At 43.0% G+C, this 22,168-nt stretch carries 15 protein-coding genes; 9 read left to right on the forward strand and 6 right to left on the reverse strand.

The features are described 5' to 3' along the window. Positions 1-124: 124 nt before the first annotated feature. Positions 125-2,530, forward strand: a complete 2,406-nt coding sequence (locus tag ACH11B_RS22015; protein WP_377608571.1) for a glycosyl hydrolase family 95 catalytic domain-containing protein — start codon at positions 125-127, stop codon at positions 2,528-2,530. Between the two features lie 44 nt (positions 2,531-2,574). On the opposite strand, the gene ACH11B_RS22020 is transcribed toward ACH11B_RS22015, so the two are convergent. Next, on the reverse strand, positions 2,575-3,045 hold the full coding sequence (locus ACH11B_RS22020; protein ID WP_149105745.1) for a hypothetical protein: 471 nt from the start codon (positions 3,043-3,045) through the stop codon (positions 2,575-2,577). Positions 3,046-3,256: 211 nt separating this feature from the next. Between ACH11B_RS22020 and ACH11B_RS22025 the strand changes: the two genes are divergently transcribed. Then, complete coding sequence (locus tag ACH11B_RS22025; RefSeq protein ID WP_377608569.1) at positions 3,257-3,466, forward strand: hypothetical protein; 210 nt, start codon at positions 3,257-3,259, stop codon at positions 3,464-3,466. A gap of 61 nt (positions 3,467-3,527) precedes the next feature. On the opposite strand, the gene ACH11B_RS22030 is transcribed toward ACH11B_RS22025, so the two are convergent. The 4 genes from ACH11B_RS22030 to ACH11B_RS22045 all read right to left on the reverse strand — a co-directional run bounded on the left by ACH11B_RS22030 (position 3,528) and on the right by ACH11B_RS22045 (position 7,416). Further along, a complete protein-coding gene (locus ACH11B_RS22030; protein WP_242627163.1) occupies positions 3,528-4,427 on the reverse strand; it encodes a sugar phosphate isomerase/epimerase in 900 nt (299 codons plus the stop codon). Positions 4,428-4,519: 92 nt separating this feature from the next. Continuing rightward, entirely contained in the window at positions 4,520-4,981 is a 462-nt protein-coding gene (locus ACH11B_RS22035; RefSeq protein WP_377608567.1) for a DUF6223 family protein, read from the reverse strand. 74 nt (positions 4,982-5,055) lie between these two features. Further along, a complete protein-coding gene (locus tag ACH11B_RS22040; protein WP_377608565.1) occupies positions 5,056-5,865 on the reverse strand; it encodes a DUF6597 domain-containing transcriptional factor in 810 nt (269 codons plus the stop codon). Positions 5,866-6,018: 153 nt separating this feature from the next. Beyond that, entirely contained in the window at positions 6,019-7,416 is a 1,398-nt protein-coding gene (locus ACH11B_RS22045; protein ID WP_377608562.1) for a glycoside hydrolase family 43 protein, read from the reverse strand. Between the two features lie 871 nt (positions 7,417-8,287). Here ACH11B_RS22045 and ACH11B_RS22050 point away from each other — a divergent pair. From ACH11B_RS22050 to ACH11B_RS22080, 7 genes are all read left to right on the forward strand, one after another. Then, positions 8,288-9,511, forward strand: coding sequence for an MFS transporter (locus ACH11B_RS22050; protein WP_377608560.1), 1,224 nt, complete (start codon positions 8,288-8,290; stop codon positions 9,509-9,511). Between the two features lie 92 nt (positions 9,512-9,603). Beyond that, entirely contained in the window at positions 9,604-11,055 is a 1,452-nt protein-coding gene (locus ACH11B_RS22055) for an L-fucose/L-arabinose isomerase family protein (protein WP_130855517.1), read from the forward strand. A 39-nt stretch (positions 11,056-11,094) separates the two neighbouring features. Beyond that, the gene (locus ACH11B_RS22060; RefSeq protein WP_377608558.1) at positions 11,095-14,256 is read left to right on the forward strand and encodes a SusC/RagA family TonB-linked outer membrane protein; all 3,162 of its coding nucleotides are present in this window, start codon (positions 11,095-11,097) and stop codon (positions 14,254-14,256) included. A gap of 31 nt (positions 14,257-14,287) precedes the next feature. After that, positions 14,288-15,712 carry a RagB/SusD family nutrient uptake outer membrane protein gene (locus tag ACH11B_RS22065; RefSeq protein WP_377608556.1) on the forward strand — a complete coding sequence of 475 codons (1,425 nt, stop codon included), beginning with the start codon at positions 14,288-14,290 and terminating at the stop codon, positions 15,710-15,712. 15 nt (positions 15,713-15,727) lie between these two features. After that, the gene (locus tag ACH11B_RS22070) at positions 15,728-18,262 is read left to right on the forward strand and encodes a hypothetical protein (protein ID WP_377608555.1); all 2,535 of its coding nucleotides are present in this window, start codon (positions 15,728-15,730) and stop codon (positions 18,260-18,262) included. Between the two features lie 17 nt (positions 18,263-18,279). Beyond that, positions 18,280-18,993: an SGNH/GDSL hydrolase family protein gene (locus ACH11B_RS22075; RefSeq protein ID WP_377608553.1), complete on the forward strand. Its 714-nt coding sequence runs from the start codon at positions 18,280-18,282 to the stop codon at positions 18,991-18,993. Positions 18,994-19,010: 17 nt separating this feature from the next. Then, positions 19,011-21,320, forward strand: a complete 2,310-nt coding sequence (locus ACH11B_RS22080) for a glycoside hydrolase family 3 C-terminal domain-containing protein (RefSeq protein WP_377608551.1) — start codon at positions 19,011-19,013, stop codon at positions 21,318-21,320. Between the two features lie 4 nt (positions 21,321-21,324). Here the strand turns inward: ACH11B_RS22080 and ACH11B_RS22085 are convergent, their stop codons facing one another. Next, positions 21,325-22,080, reverse strand: coding sequence for a GntR family transcriptional regulator (locus tag ACH11B_RS22085; RefSeq protein ID WP_130855512.1), 756 nt, complete (start codon positions 22,078-22,080; stop codon positions 21,325-21,327). Positions 22,081-22,168 lie beyond the last annotated feature (88 nt).

Genomic DNA, 22,168 nt, shown 5'->3' on the forward strand with positions numbered 1-22,168 from the left:
GGTTGCCTCTGGTTAATATAGCTGAAGATCTTGCTAATTTCCATGCTAAAGATATAAGCAATATTGTTTAGTATTGTTCCTTACAACCCGGTCTGGCATCGTCACCGGACAGCAAGATCTAAATATGAAAATACAACATGCTATCACACACATTATTTTACTTATTTTCCTATGCAAGAGTGCTACAGGTCAACATAAGAATAATTTAAAACTTTGGTACAGCAAGCCCGCCAGTAAATTTGAAGAAGCACTTCCTTTAGGCAATGGCCGTTTAGGTGCCATGGTTTATGGTGGCGTGCAAGAAGAGCGGCTGTCTCTCAATGAAGCAACGCTTTGGTCGGGCAAACCTGTTGACGAAAATAAAGTTAACCCACAAGCAAAGGATCATCTTCCCGCCGTACAGGAAGCACTCTTTAACGAAGATTATCAAACTGCGGATTCACTGATTCGCTTTATGCAGGGCGCTTATTCTCAATCTTATGAACCCTTGGGCAATCTATTGATCCATTTTAAACACCAAGGTACTCCCACTCATTTCAGGCGCGAACTGGATATTTCCCAAGCCATTGCACGGGTTTCCTATCAGCTTAACGGAACCAGTTACCGTCGGGAAATCTTTGCCTCGCATCCTGATCAGCTTATTGTCATCCGATTAACCGCAGAAGGTAAAGATAGGTTGGATTTTACTTGCCGTTTTAACAGTTTATTGCGTTCAAAAAGCAAGAAGCAAAGTACCAGCTTATGGATGCACGGTTGGGCACCTATTCATACCGAGCCTAATTATCGTAATAAAGAAAAAAGTCCGGTGGTATATGATACGCTAAACAGCATGCGTTTTGCCTCCATGCTGAAAGTATTGAAGAACGATGGGCAAACCAGTTGGCAAGATTCATCACTCGCTATTTCGAACGCCAAAGAGGTAGTCTTACTTTTATCAATGGCCACCAGTTACAGCGGTTTCGACAAAAATCCGAGCAGGGCAGGAAAGAATGAATTAGATTTAGCGCTTTCTTATTTGAAGGAAGCAGAAAAGCAATCCTTCGCCTCATTGCAAGCAAAGCATATTCAGGACTATCGGCATTATTTTGACCGCGTTTCAATTAATTTAGGACACGGGGAGAAAGCAAATTTGCCCACGGATGAAAGGCTAGAACGCTTTGCGAAAGGTGACGGCGATAACAACCTCGTAGCACTCTTCTATCAATATAGCCGTTATTTACTGATTAGCTCCTCACGACCCGGTGGCCAGCCAACCAATTTGCAGGCTTTGTGGAATGAAATTGTAAGACCGCCTTGGAGCAGCAACTATACCACCAACATCAATACCGAGATGAACTATTGGGGAACTGAGGTCGCTAACCTTCCCGAAATGCACCAGCCCTTATTCGATTTTATAGGCCGCCTAGCACAAACGGGTGCCATCACGGCTAAAAATTATTATAATGCTGATGGTTGGGTATGCCACCATAATACAGATATCTGGGCAATGACGCATCCGGTGGGTCATTTTGGCGAAGGGCATCCCTCTTGGGCCAACTGGCAAATGGCCGGCGTATGGTTAAGTACCCATTTATGGGAACATTTCGCTTTTACCGCAGATGCCGACTTCCTACGCAAGCAGGCATATCCGCTAATGAAGGGCGCCGTCGATTTCTGCCTGAGCTTTCTCACGACCAATAAAGACGGTTATCTAGTAACTGCCCCATCCACCTCACCCGAAAACATCTACATAACCGATAAGGGCTATAAAGGTGCCGTGTTGTATGGAAGTACGGCCGATATTGCAATGATCCGTGAGTTGTTTGCCGACTACCTGAAAGCAGCTGTTATCTTAAAAAAGGACAAAAAAACACAAGAAGCGGTTACCAACGCTTTGGCAAAGCTTCCACCCTACAAAATAGGCAGAAAAGGCAATTTGCAAGAGTGGTATCATGACTGGGAAGATGCTGAACCTCAACACCGTCATGTATCCCATCTGTTTGGATTGTACCCCGGCACTACCATAAGCGATGCATCCACACCGGAACTGGCAAGGGCGGTACAAAAATCATTGGACATCAGAACCAATGAAAGTACTGGCTGGGCTATCACCTGGCGCATCAACCTATGGGCCAGATTACACAACAGTACGATGGCCTATGACGCGTTGAAAAAGCTATTCCGCAATGCCAATGATCCCGAAATCATCAAAAAAGGAGAAGGCGGACTTTACTCGAATCTATTCAGTACCTGCCCACCTTTCCAGATCGACGCCAACTTTGGCGGTGGTGCCGGCATTTCCGAGATGCTGCTACAGAGTCATGAACACTATATCGAGCTACTTCCCGCCCTGCCTAAGGAATGGCCCGATGGAGAAGTCAACGGGTTAGTTGCCCGTGGGGGCTTTGTCATCGATATGCAATGGCGGAACGGAAAAATTGTGCATGCCAGTATCGTTTCAAAAAATGGTGGGTCTTGTAAAGTAAAGTATGGCACCCATAACCAAGAGATAGACACCAAAGCCACACGGAAATACACACTGAAATTTTAGAAGCGATGCATAAGAAAATATGCACCGAACAAGAAGCCGGCATGTTACCCTATTTTCTTGCAAACCACTACGAGTTTTCCCTTGTGAAAAATCAGCAAGTTACCTTCTTTATCTACTTCATAGGCATCTTCCGGGCTTTCCAGACTAACATAATAATTACCGTTTTTTTTCAGCTCTGTGGCATAAGCGCTAACCACCGGTTGATCGCTTACCTGAAGCTTTTTTCCTTTAAAAGCGATGGGCTGAATAAAAACGCGTTGTTGGCGAGCAATCACCTGATAAGCAACGTTCGCCCCTTCCGGTGATTTAATTGTTTCATCAAACCAAACACCTAACAAATGTGTAGAATCGGCTGCACTAAGCGCCATTTGGCCTACGGTATCCGGTTGACTAGGCTGAACGATGGATTTATCTTCCGTATTCGTAGCTTTGGGAGCTTGGCTTTGTGTACAAGCGGACGTCGCTAAAGCACCAATCAGCCATACAAGTCTGTGCAATCTGAGCGTATTTTTCATCTGCCGCAAAGTTACGAATAATTAATGGCTTAGGTTCGCACCTGTAGCAAACCTTCCCGTTAGGGAAAGCTCGAATGCTTTTGAAAACAAGCAAATGATGAAAAAAGTTGATTAGGACAATCGTTTTTTTAAAAGCAATTGCCCTGTATTGCATGTTAAACAGTTGCTATAAAGGCTATTATTTATTATCTTTGTTAAAATACTCAGCTAAATGGCCACATTGAATTCAACATTAGAAGATATCATGAAACTTGATTATACCTCGAGAGAGATGATATTGGAGATTTTGCAAAAAAGGCAAATCGAATCTAGACGTGAATTAATGGCTAAAAATGCCAAAAAATCGTTAAAGGAGTATCGCTCGGACAAAACGCAACCTATGTCATTGGAAGAGACATTAAATCGCCTTCATTCCTCGTAAAATTCCGTATATGGCCCATAAACTTGTATTATCTAAACAGTTTTATTCCCGTCCTCAACACTTAACGAAAATACTTGGCTAGATTCTTTTTAAAAAAAGCGGCACTTTCGGCTATACTCTCCATAGAGCTCTTCTTAAAATTTCCGCCCTGCTCCAGGTAATAATATTCCATACCGGCCAAGTCCTTATCTGGTAAAATTTTAGTATAATCTATTGAACCATTGCCCAGTTCCGTATAATCCTGTGTCACTTTATCCATGTCTTTGATATGCCACATTACAAAACGTCCGGGCTGCATGCTAAAAAGCGCTGCAGGACTTAATTTAGAAGCACGCATTACCCAGTAAAGATCGATCTGTAGCTTCACCAGGTCGGGGTCCGTCTCTTTCATGATTATTTCATAACCATTTATCCCGCCATGATCGATAAACTCAAAATTATGGTTATGATAAGCAAAGCCCAAACCGGCCTTTTTAATCCTTTCTCCAATCCTATTAAGTTTCGGGGCGAGTTGTTTAAATTGCTCGATACTTCTATTATTAGGATCTAACCAGGGCCAGGTGATATAAGGTTGCTTTAATATACCTGCACCGATAATACATTGATCCACATAAGCCATCAATTCTGCCTCAGGCGCATTGAAATAGCGAAAAAGATCATAATGACCACTGGTGGTCGTCAATCCATGATCGCTCAGTAGACCAAGAAAATCCTTTGCTTTTAAACCATAATAGGATACTGTTTTCGGGTCAAAACCATAAGTCTCCGTATCTTCATAACCCAGAGCCGCTACCTGCTTTATCGTAGCAAAAGGATCTTTTGCCATCGCATCACGAATCGTAAAAAGTTGCAGTCCCATCTTATAGGCGGATTTTGTTTCTTCTGCAAAAAGCGCATTTGGTAGCATAAGCGCTGAGGTAGCCATACAGCTATGTGAAATGAATTGTCTTCTGGTGATCATCGTGTACAATATCGGTATTTTCCGGCGTATAACGTAAAGCTATCCTTACTTAGGCACTACCGGTTAAGTTATAGTTGAAATTTTACATAAAATTAGTTACCCTTGAGCAAGCGGAGCACTGAGCCACTAAGAACAACACCAATAAGTCCGAGCACTAAAGCAACAATTGCTCCCGCTTTTCCACTACCGGAGCCGAACACGGCACCGGCAGTAATGCTAAGATGTATGATACTTAAAACAATACCAATCACGCCAAATATCAATGCAACAATAGCTGCTGTTCGTCCTTTACCCTTATTGCTAGTGGCGATATTTTTTGCCCGCCATCCCGCGCCCAGACTGAGGAGAGACATCACCCCTCCCACGAGCGCTCGTGCCCGCCCTGTGGTAATTCCCTGTACGGCAGAATAATGTTCACCGGTTTCGTCCTTCACCGTGGTCATCTCCGATTGATTGTCGATTGTACCTTCTTGTGAATATACCGCTGTTATTGCTAAAAATGAAAATCCAACGATCCACCCAATCATTAGAAGGTATGAAGTAACTGTTTTCATGGTCATTTATTTGGGACCAAGGTATAATCCTTATAAATTTTTAGATTGTAAAAAAACGACATTTTTACTTTTCCTTATCCCACGGTACCCCGATCATTTGCAAAGACAGTATCCTGTCTAAAGTATTCTTTCGGATTGTAACCAGAGAAATTCTTAAAATCGTGAATAAAATGAGATTGGTCGTAGTAGCCATGTTCGTAGGCGATTTGCGCAAATGACTTATTCTGGAAAGATCTGTTGAGCAAGGAGTTAAACCTTGTAATCCGTAAAAACAGCTTTGGGCTAAAGCCTGAAAACTCTTTAAATCTCCTTTCAAATTGCCTTATTGATAAAAAGCTATGGTTGACTAAGGCACTGATAGATCCCACTTGCTGAGTGCATATAATCGTTTTGATAGACAAAGGAATATGGATGTTCGTAGTCTTCGCATTTTTTAAGCGTCTTGTTAAGAAATCGCTTACCAGCTCAATTCGCTGGTGGTTGTTCTTGGCCAGCATGATTTCTTCTTCGAGAATTTCACCTTCTTTGCCACAGAGTGATTTAATGTCCGCCGATTCGTTGGTCAGCTCGTTCGCCGGTAGTCCGAATAATTGTGGAAGTGCGTGTGGAAATAAATAAAATCCAAAAACACCAAAATCTGTGGTTGAAGCGACTTTACCGAAGGTCTGCGTTTGCCCGTAAATTCCAGGAGATAATTTTTTTTCTGCTTCAAAAGCTGTTTGGAATTGAAATTGACCTTTGTAACAGAACACGAGTTCGGGACAAGGGTAAGCGAAGGCATGATGAACAAAGGGTGTATCCTGCGTAGCACTGCCCTCTGCAAACCAGAAGAACCGAATGTAATCGGCAAGTGTTGAAGAAGGAGGTATGACCTGGCCGTTCATATCACATTTTTTAAGATTTTCTCTTCTTAACTATAGAAAATGACTTTCAGAAATTTACTCAATTCACCAAATTGATGATTGTTCGTTATCGCTTCATCTTCCGTTTTTTAAAATACAATTACCACATTTCTCCCTTTATTCTTTACCTTAAATTTAAGATTTAAACTGCCACCAATCAAAATAGAATAAATCTTTTTTTCCTTTGAAAACAAAAAAAACATCGTGTTTACCCGTTATATTTTTCATGGACCCGTTAACTGTACGAAAGATATCACCCTCACCCTGCGTATTAACGTTCACTACACCTAACAACGGCCCATCGATGCTATCCAAATAAACCTCGATCTTGCCTCCATAAAGCGACGCAACATTAACGTCTAAGGATTTTATACCCTTGGAAAAGTCTACTGCCCGAACCATGAGATGATCTCCATTGTGTATAGATGAAACCACTACCCGATCAGCTATCTTCGCTCCTTTATCCCAAGGGATATTACGCTCCCATTCCGTTTGCTTTTCGGTTTTGAGCCCTTCACTAAAAGCGATTGTTTCTGCCTCGGTTCTCCGGTAAGGGTTAAGTGTCCCTACAGGTTCTACACTTTCAGATGTCCAAAATGGCAGTTCTTTCAGTGTGCCGTCTTCATTATAAACCAGCTGGGTTAAACAGACGGACCGTCTCTCATAATGCTTGCTCATTGTTTTCTTGAGTATTTCATAATTAAATCCAAATACATACGACTTACCCTTATAGTCTATAATACCGGGATGGTTACCATTGGATCGGCTATTGCGATCCATAATCATTCCCTTAAAGACCCAGGGACCTGTCGCTGATTTTCCCATCGCATAGCCTATTCCTTCCGGACAGCAAGTTGAAGCGTAGGCCATATAATAGTTCCCGTTTTTTTTCCACGCCCAAGGTCCTTCCTGATAGCGAAATGGGTCTTTCTGCCCTTCAAGTTTAGCGAATGATGAATCCTTAACGATTTCACCATCAATCGAAATCATGTCTTCCTTGAGCTTAACATACCACAGGTTAGGATTTCCCCAATACATATACGCTTGACCGTCGTCATCGATCATAACCGTTGGATCTATATCTTCATTGGAATTTTTCACCAAGGGTTTACCAATGGGATCAACAAACGGCCCGTAGGGACTGTCAGAAACCAGTACACCTATCCCGACACCTCCCGGCACAGTACAGTAGAGATAAAACTTTCCATTGCGTTCTACACATTGGGCCGCCCAGGCACCATTATCTGCATCGACCCATTTAAAATTTTTCAATGAAGCTACCGGACCGCGATCCTGCCAGTTAACCATATCGGTCGACGTATAGAGCAGCCAATCCGTCATTTTAAACCCAAAAGCATCATCCTCGTCATGACCTGTGTATAAGTATACCGTGTCCTTATACACCATAGGAGCTGGGTCTGCCGTATGTTTTGTTTGAATGATCGGGTTTTGCGCGAACCCGCTTGAACCCAATATACAGAGTAATGTAGTTAATATCCCCACTTTGGGACAATTGTTTAAGTCTAATTTCATAATTTACGATTTCAGTCTATTGATCCTCTTGCTTTCAGGCAATTAGTTCATTAGCGTTTATTGGTTAGCCTAGCACTAAATGGCAAATTTTACAGATGTCATTTAAACACTTAATACCCGAAATAAAGAAATATTAGTGAATAAGTGAAATAAATAACACATTTTTTTATGGGCAACGACAAGGAAATCGAACAGTATGTGGCAGGTAATTTTAAGGAAGTAACCGTCGATAATGGCCAAGATGCATTTCAAACGGCGTTGGCGGTGTACTGAGATCGCTCAATATTTCATGGAGGATAACCAAAAGTCTCTCCGCATCGTACTATTTATATTCTTAAAACTTGATTCTCCACGAGCGACAGCTTCATAGAAAGCAAGTACATTAATTCCTGTACCTTAATTTGTACATAGAAATTGTTAGGGAGTTGTTCATGTGTCTGCTTAGCAAGTTCTATGACTATAATAAAGTATTCCCACCAGTTCGGTCAGTTTTTCGGGAGCGACATTCTCCTTAGGGTCAAAGTCAAGACGATATTTGCAGAAAAACAATGTGGATAATTGTCTATGAAATAAGGATATGTTAGTCGTGCCAAACGTGTGCATAATATTAAAGGTAGAAAATAATCGGGTACATATTCAAAAAATTTCTTTAAAAGTTTGTTGCCTGTTTCGAATATTTAGCTATATTTGTTCACAACAACTTAACGCACTAAGTTTGTTATTAAAAGCACTAACCATTATAACATATTATGAAAAATGATTCAGCAAATATATTTCTACATGTAATTAAGAACGTGAGCACTGTTTAAAAAAGCTATACGATCAGCTAATTGAACTATGCAAAAAATACATCTTATTAAACTACCATCTCATGCTAATACCTTATATACGTTGGATTATCGTATTCTTAGTTTTTATTGCAACGGGGCTTAATTTTCTCGATAGGCAAATACTTTCGATTACCATTATCAAGATCCAGAAAGAGTTTAATATAACGGACATCCAATACGGATGGGTAAACACCAGCTTCTTAGTAAGTTATGCACTGATGTTTACCATTGGCGGCCGACTGATTGAGCGCTTCGGAGGCAAGATTGGTTTGGCCGTCGCCGTAGGTATTTGGTCTACCGCTAGTGCTTTACATGGCTTTATGACACATATTTCACATCTTGTTGCCTCGCGTTTTCTGCTTGGCTTCGGTGAGGGGGCCTGTTTCCCCGGAGCTGCAAAGACTGTAAATGAGCTATTCAATAAAAAGGAACGTGCATTAGCTAATGGAATAGCTATTGGCGGGTCTGCCATCGGAGCGGTATTGGCTCCCGTCCTTACCATTCAGTTATCTAATCGATATGGCTGGCGTTGGTGCTTCATCTTTGCTGGCCTAGTTGGCCTCGTTTGGGTAGCCATTTGGCTCTTTCTGCGTTGGCCAAAACAACATAAACCAAAGACTTCCAAGGAGATATATCCATCCAAACCACCTCTGCCTTTTTCTCAAATCTTCAGGAATCGATCAGCCTTGTTAATGTTAATGATACGCTTTTTATTGGATCCCGTTTTCTATTTTTTTATGTTTTGGATTCCAAAGTATTTGAATGAAACCAAAAACGTATCTTTTGATGATATCGGACATTTTTTATGGATACCCTTTCTTGCTCTTGGTTTGTCAAATATTGCCGGAGGGTATTTTTCAGACACATTAATCAAAAAGGGTTACTCGGTTAACAAAGCAAGGAAGCTGGTCATGGGTGTAGCCGCTTTACTCACATTATCAGCCATATTAATACCTCAAACAAGCGATTTACCATCAGCTATTACACTGATGACTATACTGTTATTTGCACACGGTTTTTGGATTACCAATTACATTACCGCTATTTCAGACATTTTTGGAGACAGAGCAACGTCTACTATTGTGGGACTTTCGGGTACTGCCGGTGCTATTTCGGGATTAGTCATTAACCCGCTAATAGGATGGATCATTCAACAGTATTCATACACGCCTTTATGGCTCATATGCGGCCTTATGTATCCTATAGCTTTTTTAATTATCGCAACAGGAATTACTATAAAACCGTATCCAGACAAGACAAGATAAAAAATATCTCATCACTTGGCTAAAGGGATAGCATGAAGTACTTATAAAAAGTTAGTGCGTTAAGAATACAAAAATAAACTAGAACACAGCGAATGAAAAACTTTAACAAGAGAGAGAAAACACGCCCAAGAATAGGCGTATTTGGAGTTGGTTATGCCAAGTATTGGCCGCAATTTGAGGGCCTTTATCAACAAATGTTGGATAAGCAAGCTGTCTTCATCGACAAGGTTAAGGCTTACGACATTGAGCTCATCGAGTTTGGCATGATAGATGACGTAACGGGTGCCTACGCGTTGGTACCTAAACTCAAAGCAGGCAATCTCGATCTAATTTTCTGCGACATGCTTACTTACGCCACTTCTAGCACGTTTGGTGTCATCATCAGATCCCTAGATGTTCCTATTGTGCTAGTGGCACTTCAACCCGACAAAGCATTGAATTATAGCAGAGCATCCACTCATCAACAGCTATACAATGACGACATCTGCTCTTTACCTGAATTCACAGGCGTAGCCGTTCGGATGGGAAAAAAAGCGCCTGAGGTTATTATTGGGACTTTACATGACGACCCAGCGGCAGACGAAGAGATAAAAAAGTATTGTGACATTGCAAGAGTCTTGCATGATCTTAAAACTGCGCGCATCGGTCATATTGGCCACCCCATTGAGGCCATGCTAGATATGCACTCAGATGCCACCATGCTCACTGCTCATTTCGGGCTACATATTGTACAATGTGAAGCACATGAAATCGTAAGCAAGTACAATGAAGTATCCACTGCAGCCGTCGACTACGAGAAAGAAAAAATTTTAGGTTTTTTTGATACACCGGATCCGGTATCTGATCCCATATCTGAAAAACTACGGAGCACTGATCTCGAAGTCGCTGCAAGGGTATCGGTAGCGCTACACACTTTTGTACGCGAAAAAAACCTCACAGGACTCGCTTATTACTACGAGGGCGAGGAAAACAGCTTAACGCAACAGGTAATGACCAATTTGATTGTGGGCAACTCGTTGTTAACGGGTGCAGGTTTTCCGATGTGCGGCGAATCAGACCTAAAATGTTGTATCGCCATGTTGATCATGGAGCGACTTGGTATAGGCGGCAGCTTTGCGGAGTTTCACCCTGTGGATTTCCAAGAGAATTTCATTCTTGTCGGTCACGATGGGCCGCATAACATCTCCATAGCCGAAGGCCAACCGGTCCTGCGGAGCTTAAAAAAATACCATGGAAAACCCGGCTTTGGCGCTGGTGTGGAATTCAAAATCAAGGAAGGTCCTATTACCATGTTGAGCATCACTTCAACCTACGAAGGAAAAATAAAATTCGTCATTGCCGAAGGGATGTCGGTAGAGGGGCCAATTCCGCCGACGGGAAACACCAACACACGTGGTTACTTTAAACCTGATGTGCGTACGTTTTTGACAAAATGGGTAAAAGAAGGTCCTACGCATCATTTTGCACTCGGAATCGGCCATCATGCGCAAAGCCTTAAGAAAATTGGGGAGTACTTAGGAATTGAGGCGGTGATCGTGGCGTAATACCATATCTATAATATTATAAATCTAACCAACTAATTTATGAAATCTTTTGTTAAATTAAAACTGGTTTTCCTTACTGTACTCTTGCTTCTCAGCCAGACCAGTATGGGGCAAACAAAACAAATTCAAGGACGGGTTATCTCGTCCGAAGGCATGCAAGCGCTTCCAGGAGTTAGTATTACGGTCAAAGGGCGAAATGCATCCAGCAAAACGAACGAAAATGGGCACTTTAACGTCAATGCTTCAATTGGGGAAACACTACTTTTCACGTACGTAGGTTTTGAGCGTAGAGAGGTTCTTGTAGGCACCGATAATAATCTGTCTATTACCCTAACACCAACCGCACAAATATTGGAAGATGTGGTGGTTGTGGGCTATGGCACGCAACGAAAGCGCGACTTAACCGGCTCTATCGTCAATTTATCCGGCAAAGATCTCATACCTACACCTGCCGCCAGCTTTGATCAACTAATGCAGGGCCGAGTGGCGGGAGCCCAGATTACGCAAACCACCGGATCTCCCGGAGGAAATGTCAACGTAGTCATACGTGGTATCAATTCGATTACAGGCGGCAATCAGCCTTTATATGTGATCGATGGTTTTGCTATAGGCGCAGGTGGTAGCGGCTCAGATGCCTCTAGTTTTAATGGGAACTCCTACTCATCCAGCGGTATGGCAAATAATACGGTGGCCAAAATCAATCCGCTCAGCACCATTAATCCATCCGATATCGCATCCATTGAAATTTTGAAAGATGCTTCGGCTACCGCTATCTATGGCTCGCGGGGAGCTAACGGAGTTGTCATCATTACAACAAAACGCGGTAGCAAGGGACAATCAAGTATACAGGTAGAGGCCTCGGGAGGCTTACAGCAAGTAGCCAATAAACTGGACATGATGAATGCAAGAGAATTTGCTGAATTCGTAGCGGAAGGACGCGATAATGCGTGGATATTAGCCGGCGGAAATGCAAGCGATCCCAACGAAGTGCGAAACGGAGCTACCTCCGTTAAACCGGAGTTTAGAAACCCTGGTTCCATCACTACCAATACCGACTGGCAAGATGTCATTTTCCGAACCGCTCCCGTACAGAATTACTTATTCTCTACAAGTGGCGGCCAACAGGTTGTGTATAATGTATCGGCGGGTTATTTTGACCAACAAGGCACTATAAAAAATTCTGATTTCAAGCGATTTAACATCAGAACTAACCTAGACGTCGATCTTACCGAACATCTAAAACTCGGTGTTTCCGTTGCAGGTTCGCACGCTTATGGCAATTTTGCACGAGCTGAAGGCCATCTGGGACAACGTGGACTAATCGCCACAGCCTTAGCGAATTCGCCTGCACTCGCTATTTATAATCCCGACGGCAGTTACACCTCCGATCTATTAGATCCTTTTGGCGTACCCGTAGAAAATCCCCTACTCGTGATCGATGAATTTAGTGATAGACGATATTCAACGCAGGTGTTCAATAACAACTACCTGGAATACAAAGTAAATGACGATTTAACCATTAAAACATCTATTGGCATCAACTACAATTCAAATAACACGAAGTTATGGAAATCGTCCGAAATTGGCCAATGGGGCGTAAAAACCAGTCCGGCAACAGCAGGTGTTAATCAGCAGACCTCCCTTAATTGGCTTAATGAAAATACGGTTACCTATAACAAGCACCTAGGTGAAAAACATCGTATCAACGCAGTCGCGGGGTTTTCAGCTCAAAAAGATCGATTTGAAATACTACAAGCAGGCGCTACGGATTTCCCGACCGACTACATTCACTATATCGGTGGCGGCAATGTTAATGCCGGTAATAACTATATATCCGAATGGGCAATGCTTTCCATGTTCGGTCGTATCAACTATACGTTTGCCGATAAGTGGCTGTTTACGGGTACGGTTCGACGTGATGGAAGTTCGCGCTTCGGCACCAATAATCGCTGGGGTACTTTTCCATCGGCATCTGTAGGATATCGATTATCCGAGGAAGGTTTCATGAAGAATCAACAACTTATCAACGATTTAAAAATCCGCGCAAGCTATGGTGAATCAGGCAATAATCTCATCGGCAATTATGCACATATCGGCTTATTAGGCACTACTTCTTATGTTAACAACGGAGCTCCAATCTTAGGTATTGTACCAGCAGGCCTTGCCAATGCCGAGCTTACCTGGGAGCGCTCTCAGCAAACTAACCTTGGTATGGATGTAGCATTCTGGAATAGCCGGTTGAACCTTAGCATTGATATTTACCGTAATCTAAAGAAAGACCTACTGCTCAATAACGCCTTACCTGCTATTTCGGGTTTTCTAACAGCGACACAGAACATCGGCGAATTGGAAAACAAAGGACTTGAAATTGCTCTGAACACCGAGAACATTCGAAGTACCGACTTTTCCTGGAGCACCAACTTCAATATCAGCTTTAATAAGAACAAGGTATTGAAACTAAGCACTGTGGGTTCGCGCATCAGTAATTCAACCTACCAGATCACTGAGGTAGGAAAACCGATTTCTAGCTTTTTTCTACTGCACGCCATCGGTGTATTCAAAGACTGGGATGAGGTAAATTCTTCACCGTTGGTTACGCCAAATACCCAACCAGGCGATGTAAAATTTGCGGATGTGAATGGCGATGGTCGGATAAGCGATGATGACAAAACCATTGTGGGAAATCCTATGCCCGATTATACCTTTGGATTTAACAACAGCTTCCGCTATAAAAACCTAACGCTAAATGTATCTGTTGTAGGTAGCCAAGGTCAGGAAGTTTACTTTCAAGGTGGAGAGATCTTGTTGAACAGTGCGGGTGTACAAAATCAGTTAGCGTTAGCAAACGACCGTTGGCGGTCACCTGAGCGGCCAGGAGCCGGCTTAGTACCTCGGGCTATCCGGAGTGATTATGCACGTGGCCAGCAATTCAGTTCGCGTTACCTCTTTGATGGCTCTTTCGTCCGCGTCAAGAACATCAATCTTGCTTATCGCTTTCCCGAGCGTCTGCTCAAACAACTGAACGTACCCGGTTTAACCATTTATGGTGACGTGGCCAATGCCTTCACCTTTACAAACTACCCCTCTTATGACCCGGAAGTAAGCTCTACAGGTGATAACATCGCAGCAAGTGGTGTAGATTATTTTGGCTATCCTTTGGCAAGAACCTTTACAATAGGAATTCGTGCCACCTTAAAATAAACAATTAGGATTTCACTTTATAAACGACATTATGAAAAAGTACTGGTTAAGCATTTGCATCGCATGCACTCTCTTGGTAAGTGCCTGTAGCAATTTTTTAGAACTGGAACCTGAGAATCAAATCAATCAGAACAATTTCTATAAAACCGAAAAAGATTTCGAGACATCAATGGTAGGCATTTATGCCACTTTGAAGAACCTATACGCCCGTGACATCTTTTTCATTACAGAATTAACAACAGATAACGCTGAAATATCTATTCCGACATCATCACTGGCTGAAGTAGAATTTGACGAAATGACCCTTACAGCAACCAATACCATTATTCAAAGCGCTTGGAATAGTGCACTCTTCACGGTATCCCGTTGTAATGTACTATTGAATCGCATCAATGAGGCTGCGATTGATGAGATCGCTAAAAACAGAATCGCTGCAGAAGCTCGATTTATGCGGGCCTTAAGCTACTTTTTTTTGGTGCAGGCCTTCGGTAATACACCAGTTACAGATGCCGAGTTTAACAGTCCGGCGCAGGTTTTCGCAGCGGATATTACCTTAAAGCCAAGTGAGGAAGTGTATCAACTGATCATCAGTGATCTGCTCACTGCTGAAAGTCAGATACCAATCAATCTGAATCCAAATAAAGGTCAAGTGTCTATCGGCGCCATAAAAACGCTGTTGGGTAAAGTATACCTTACCCAACACAACTACATGGACGCAGCAGCCAAGTTAAAAGAGGTCATTGATTTAGGTCATTACAGCTTGGTTGATAACTATAAAAGTCTTTTTCAACCCAGCAATGAAAATTTGGCAGAATCCATCTTCGAATTCAAATACACTTCAGGTGTCAATCTTGGCAACAGCTATTCTTCACTATTTACCCCAGCTATTATCGGGCTACTGCCCGACCGGCAATCGGGATCGGGTCGTATCAATCCTACCTTAAGCTTGATGCAGGCCTACGAATCGGGAGATGTACGTATGTCTGCATCGGTCGGCGATTCTATTCTTACAGATGTGGGCATGGTTTACAGTCGTTATGGGTTAAAGTTTGTAGATATGACTACAAACAACCCACTCGATGGGTCGGCTAATTTCACTGTTTTGCGTTATGCAGATGTATTGCTCATGTATGCCGAAGCGCTAAACGAACTGGGATCTGCCGATGCAAACACTTATCTAAATCTCGTCCGTTCCCGAGCTGGATTAAACTCTTTCGAAAAAAACGATACAGAAGCATTGCGGCAAGCAATTGCACAGGAGCGCCGGGTTGAATTTGTTTTTGAAGCCCAACGCTGGTTCGACCTAAAACGTACCGGTAAAGCACAGGAAGTGATCAACGCTTACTATGCACAAAAAGGATTGAAATTTTCCGTGGAAGATCACGAATTATTATTGCCGATTCCCCGGCGGGAAATTGAAATAAACCCTAAATTACAGCAAAATCCAGGTTATTAAGGTTACTAAGCAGCTATGAAATATAGAAAGCATGTATCGTTGGCACCGCTGCTCTTGTGCGTTATGTTGATGATGAGCAACAGCATCTCTGTAGGTCAGATAAACACTAATTTGAAAGGGAAACGCTTTGACAATATCACCTTAGAAGTTTCGTTGAAACCCTTTAAAGTGAAAGATGCCAAGTACTATCAGTTGGTGGCCGTAGAGATGTTCACGCAATGGCACGCACTCTTGCGCCACGCCGATACCGTCTCCGTTCTATTATGGGTAGCGGATGGTTCGGAAATTCTCGATTATAAGGGTAATTTGAACCAAGCCTTGGAGTGGGCAAAGTATATCGGCAATCCTAACACCATGCATGCCATTGGCACAGGCCCAAAAGAGCTCTCTCTCCATGAACGGGCTTATCTTTACCAAGATGCACCACCCGACTTCCTATACGGCGACCTTAAAGAAATTGTCGACACGCTTAAGCGGGTTGGAAAACAACTCACCGGAAAACCAATACGTATAGGCGCCACCTTTGATCCAGGTCCGGAATTCGCAAAATCGCCCTTCAAGTACGAGAAACATCCCGAAATTGTCGAGGGAAGTGCTATGGGACATAAGAGCTTTGTCTACAGTTACGCAACTCTAAAAGCCGACAAAGAAAACTACGCAGGTTATCCCAAAGGTATTCCTGCCAACACCCCCTTTGGTACTTTCTTCGGCCGACAAAGTCAACATTTTCTAAGTGATTTGGGATTCGATTATATTTGGTTTAGCAATGGATTTGGTTTTGGCATGGAGCCTTGGTCATCAACCGGTGTTATTTTCACCGGCAGCGATTTTAATACGGATAAATTAGCTGATATCAAAGCAAAAATTCTTGATTTTTGGACCCTGTTCAGGCGGGAATGCCCGAGCATTCGGATTGAAACTCGTGGAACCAATTTGTCTACCGGTATTGATCTGGCCAAAGACGGCGTTGACTTACAAGCCATCTATCGAGGTGGTTTCAATATCCTTCCGCCACCAAATTCGCCATGGGCCGCCTTAGATGGCGACTTTGGGCTCGAGCTGGCAGGCTATATGTCACGCATGGCTGAACTACCCAGCAATCAGTATATCTTTCGCTTCTATACGCACGACCCCTGGTGGTTAAACAGCCCATGGTTAGATCGCTACGGACGCGAGCCACATGATATCTATTTACCGATGAGTGTCGCCCGCATTGATGAAAATGGAAATGTAGCCCTGCCTACGCACTTAAATTTTTTGACGATTGATGACTCTTTTGGTAATATGCCAACACAAGTACCCGACGAGGTTACGCCCCATATCCTAAAGGCCCGGTATGATGCACCTGATGCACCTGGCCCACTTGTTTGGGTATATCCGTTTGCAGAATATCATCGTTGGGCTAATCAGAAAATAAACCTGGAGGAGATCTATTACGGCGACTGGTTTGTTCGACAGGCGATCAACAATGGGTTGCCCTTGAACTCCGTTATCAGTACCGAGTCTTTCGTCAGTGTCCGGCATGCAAAACCGTCCTTATTTAATGCCTCCACTCTTCTCAGTATCGTACCGGATCCAAATTCGGCTTATGAAAACGCGCTGATTGACTACCTTCAAACCGGCGGTAAAGTAGTCCTTTATGGCCCCCTCGAACGTGCAAGCGAGCAGCTTCTTGGCTTACTTAATCTACAAAAAGTTGAACCGCTTGAAGGTGAGTTCGAGATAAAAAGTACATTTAAAGGCGATCAATTGCAAGAAACTTATCCAAAAAAGATTCGTCATCAGGCGCTTCTCTCAGGAGGTGGTATCCGTAGCAAAATTCGAGATACGCAGGATAGCAACAGTAAGGTTTATGTCAGCTTCAGCCAAGGAAACAGATGCCGTGATGTTGTAACATTGCGATCGCTTCCCGCCTGGAAAGGAGGAAAAATTGCTTATCTCGCTGGCACCAATTCAAGCCATTTCGCAGGAGGCCGACTTCTAAACCCTGATGACCCCAATACATATTTTGTTGGCCCATTGTATCTGCGTTACGTTCTTGATGCTTTCGGAATCGATATAAGATTCCAGAAGTCATCACCAACGATCAAAAACCCTGTACTGAGCATCGCGCGAAGTAACAATGCCTATCAATTCTCAGGATACGCACCCAATACAAGCGTTATTCACAAGTTTAAGTTGGCTCAAGGGGCGCCCTTGCTCCTGGGTTATGACACTCAATTGCACGAAGGTTATAGTCAATATCTGTTCCCCCCATCTTGGCACCGCGAATGTAGGGTCTTCGTTACACAGGCCGACGGTTTAGTTTCTTGCAAGGAAATACATTCTGGCGAACTCGGTATTAGCCGACGCTTAAAAGTTAGCGGATTAAAGAATGCGACGGTACGTGTATATCCACCCGAAGCAATTGGTAAACAAGAAATCAATTTTTACTTAAATAGCAACTATCCCTGGAAAAAAGGAAAAATACCTGTAAAAAAAGGAGATGAAACGCTTGGACACCATTATGTAATAGAGGATGTCACCGGAGATTTGGTGGTGTCCTGGTAAACATAAATCCATTCTTTATGAAAACAGTCACTTATTTATTTTTCAGTCTATATTTTATTAGCCTAAGTTCAGCGCAACAACTGACTCCGGCAACACCTCAAGATTACCTCGTATCGGTAAAAAACATCCTAAAGACGAAGTTTCCAAACAATAAGACCATTAATCTCGTGTTCCACGGGCATTCTGTCCCTTCTGGTTATTGGGCCAATTCAGAAGTGCACACTCTGCAATCATATCCATACCTGTTATTAAAACGGCTTAAAGAACAATACCCTTATGCGGTGATCAACATCATTCTGACCTCTATTGGGGGTGAATGGTCAACAAAAGGCGAAAAGCGCTTTATAACCGATGTTTTGCCGCATAAACCTGATGTAGTCTTTATTGATTACGCGTTGAATGATCTTGGCATCGGTCTAAGACAATCCAAGGTGGCTTGGGCATCAATGATTGAAGCAGCCCAAGCCAAAGGTATCAAAGTGATCCTTTTAACTCCCTCTCCAGATCAACGCCAAGCTATTGCCGACGCGAAGAGTCCTTTATCGCAACATGCACAACAGATACGCAACCTTGCAAGGGAATATCAGGTTGGCCTTGCCGACCCCTATCAGCGGTTTGTGCAAATAGTTAACGAACAAGGCGGGATACGGAACTATATGTCGCATATTAATCATCCCAATGAAAAAGGACATGCCCTTATTGCCGATGAACTATTCAAATGGTTTCAATAAATAATCATCCAATCATCATGAACATAGGCTTATCTACTTTTTATCTACTTGGCTTACTTGTATATCTTTCTATTAATACCAAAGCACAAGAACGTCCTATTTTTGGTCATTCTCCCGTCCAGCAGTTGATTGACGCCATGACGAATGAAGAGAAATCCTTGATGGTAACAGGCGCAAAACGACGAGGAGTCATCCCGACAGCGCTTCCGGGCCAGCAACAAAAAAACATAGAAGGTGTAGGAGGCTACACCTATCCGTTTGTAGACCTTGGCATTCCTTCCATCATGTTGTCCGACGGACCTGCGGGATTGCGTATCGCTCCCCGTCGCTATGGCGACAGTTGCCACTATTATTGCACAGCATTTCCGGTTGCCAACCTGTTAGCTTCTAGTTGGGACCTTCAGCTTGCTGAAGCGGTAGGAAAAGCAATGGGTCAGGAGGCGTTGGCTTATGGCGTCGATATATTATTAGCTCCGGCATTGAACATCCACCGAAACCCATTGGGAGGGCGCAACTTCGAATATTATTCTGAAGATCCCCTCCTATCGGGGAAAATGGCAGCTGCCGCTATCAAGGGGATTCAATCTCAGGGCGTTGGGACTTCTATCAAACATTTTGCAGCCAATAATCAAGAAACCAACAGACGAACTATTAATACTATCATCAGTGAACGCGCTTTACGCGAAATTTACTTAAAAGGTTTTGAAATAGCAGTAAAAGAAGGCAAACCATGGACGGTCATGTCATCTTACAATAAAATTAATGGTATACATACATCGCAAAACGTTGAACTCCTGGAAAACTTGTTGCGTAAAGAATGGGGTTTCGACGGTTTTGTCATGAGTGATTGGTATGGAGGAGATGATCCAATCAAGCAAATGAAGGCGGGAAATGATCTACTAATGCCAGGTTTAGCGACTTGGTCGAACAGTATAGACAGCGCCTTGAACACTGGGTCTCTAGCAACTGAAGTGGTCGACCGTAACATTCGGCGCATATTAAGCATTGTACAACGTACTCCTACTTTCAAAAACCGTCCCGTTAGCAATCAACCAAATTTGAAACAGCATGCTGAATTAGCCAGAAAAGCCGCAGCTTCCTCTATGGTATTACTAAAAAATGAAAATACCACCTTACCGCTGGATAAAACACAGAAAGTGGCAGTTTTTGGCAACTACTCCTACAAACTCATTGTTGGAGGTACCGGAAGTGGAATGGTCAATAACGCCTACAGTGTTTCATTGGCTGATGGTTTAGTGGCTGCTGGTTATCCGTTAGACCAAGATTTGGCCAATCGATACCACAACTACTTAGCCCTAGGGGAAAGAAAGATAGACAAAAGCGACAGTTTGATAACGGCTATGCCGAAGCTCGACAGCGTGTTAAACGAACTTCAATTAGGTAAAAAAATAATACAAGAAAAAGCAGCGAGCTGTGATGTAGCATTGATTTCACTTATGCGTGTATTTGGAGAAGGGGGAGACCGTAAGCAGACGGACTTTTATCTCACGAATGCAGAAGAGGAACTAATCAAGCAGGTTTCAACAAGCTTTCGTAAAAAAGGTAAAAAGGTTGTGGTCGTACTCAATATTGGAGGCGTAATAGAAACAGCCAGCTGGCGCGACCAAGTAGATGCTATTTTGCTCGCTTGGCACCCAGGGCAAGAAGGCGGTCACGCCATGGCCGATATTATTAGTGGGCGCATCAACCCGTCAGGTAAACTGACAACGAGCTTTCCTCTTCGTTATGAAGATGTACCCACAGCTAAGAATTTCCCCGGCACACCTGCAGACAACCCATTAAAAGTACTATACGAAGAAGGCATCTATATAGGCTACCGTTACTATGATAGTTATAATAGAAAAACTGCTTATCCATTTGGTTATGGATTATCTTACACGCGCTTTAGCTACAAAGAGCCGATATTGAGCACAAAAGTATTCAGAGACAATCTCAACTTGTCAATTTCTATTCAAAATGACGGGCCGGTCGCTGGCCGCGAAGTGGTGCAAGTATACCTTCGTGCCCCGGGTCTAAGTATGCACAAACCAAGCAAAGAATTAAAAGCCTTCGCTAAAACCGGCACGTTGACTCCAGGTGCAATGGAGAGAATGGATTTCCAGATTGACCCGCTACTATTGGCTTCTTTTAATAGCAAAACAAGCGCATGGGAGGTTGAAGCAGGGACATACGAGCTCTATATAAGCAGCTCCAGCAGCCATATAAAGAAAAAAGTATCCTTCAATGTGCCAAAAGGGATGCTTGTAAAAAAAGTTGAAAAGCTGTTAGCCCCACCAGAAGAAATCAATGAATGGACGGGGAGATAAACGGTTATGACTTGGAGGGTTCATATTGCGGATGAGCCACCACGGCAAACTTGTATTTATCCCCTCGGTAATAAGAACGTTCAATTTCGATTACTTCTTCCGCTGGGGTGAGTACCACCCCATCCAGTGCGAAGACTGCAATTGGCCGATCTACTTCAAAATTATTGTGGTTATCTTTCGGGTATAAGATGTCAGCGCTTAGAGTTTGTTTAACATCATTAATTTGAAGTTTATAATGGTCTTCATAAGTTTTAAAGTAAGAAATGTCTGTAGACAGACGATCTATCCGTGGGCAGAGCTGAAGAGAAATGTAACGAATTTCATCTTTAAGCACGTCATCATCCGCGTAACGCAACAGATGGATTTTCAGGACGGGGCCTTCTATAATGTAATGCTTTCCCATAACAGCCGCCGAAAGACCATCTTTCAAGACAGTTTTCTCCAAGAGGATGTTCTTTGGTGTAAAACCTTCCACTTGAAGACCTTCATTGAACCCCCTCCGCGTAGAATCAATAGAACCCAAAGTGCGCAAGAGCTGATGGTCAGACGTACGATTCAGCACAAAAGTGCCCTTCCCTTTTATTCTACGTGCCCACCCTTTCGACTCGATTTCAAGGAGGCTTTTACGAGCCGTAGTATTGCTAATATGATAGGTTTTGATCAATTCGTTTTCAGAAGGAACCTTATCGCCCGGCAACAATTCGCCAGATATAATTTTTTCTATAATCTCTTCACTGATGGCAACAAACTTCGGCTTCATTCGTAAATTATTAAATCTCGAAACTAATCATCAGACGAATATAGTCAATTTAACGATAAACGAATCATTTTTGTATTCGAATAGTTTG

This window comes from Olivibacter sp. EAT-5, from assembly GCF_044784325.1.
Taxonomy (GTDB): domain Bacteria; phylum Bacteroidota; class Bacteroidia; order Sphingobacteriales; family Sphingobacteriaceae; genus Olivibacter; species Olivibacter oleidegradans.